Origin of the sequence: Shewanella litoralis, from assembly GCF_009828585.1 — a bacterium.
In the GTDB taxonomy this organism is placed as follows: Bacteria; Pseudomonadota; Gammaproteobacteria; order Enterobacterales; family Shewanellaceae; genus Shewanella; species Shewanella litoralis.
In genome coordinates, this window is the sequence record NZ_WSRZ01000078.1 from 1 (window position 1) to 621 (window position 621).

At 43.0% G+C, this 621-nt stretch carries 1 protein-coding gene; it reads left to right on the forward strand.

Going from position 1 to position 621, the window contains the following annotated elements:
* Window positions 1-612: IS110 family RNA-guided transposase (locus GQA99_RS20195; RefSeq protein ID WP_160057005.1), on the forward strand; the 612-nt coding region annotated here is incomplete at its 5' end.
* Window positions 613-621: the final 9 nt, after the last annotated feature.

A 621-nucleotide genomic window follows, 5' to 3' on the forward strand; every position in this document is an offset into this window, starting at 1 on the left:
GATTTTGGGATTTGCTTTGCCCAAGGTTATAAAGCATTTGAAGTGGCTATGTGGGACATCATTAACGATGCGTCACAACGTCCGATTATTAAACTGATGGCTAATGACTTCTGGGACGAATATCAAAGTGTTAATACACGTTTAAACAGAATTAATACCTTGATAAAAAAGCTTGTCGAACGTGACCCTAATGACAAAATTTTATTAAGCATTCCAGGTGTCGGGCCCATTATCGCGTCAGCGTTCGTCGCATCAATTGGCAGAGGTCAGGCGTTTAATACCGCTAAAGAACTGGGTGTGTGGCTGGGGTTAACCCCCAAGCAATTTGCCTCTGGCCATCGAAGTGTCAATGGCAATATCACCAAGCGAGGCAACGGATATTTACGCAAACAGCTTATTCATGGTGCTAGAACCGTTGTCAGCCATGCAAGTAAAAAACAAGATGATTTAAACCTCTGGATAACACAGTTAAGAAGTCGAAAAAGCATCTGCAGTACGGTGGTAGCCACTGCTCATAGGCTCGCCAGACTGATATGGATTTTATTACAAAAACAAGTGCCTTATGCTCCGCAATATACTGCAAATCAAGGAGCAAGCCATGGTACTTGTTAACCCCGTTGT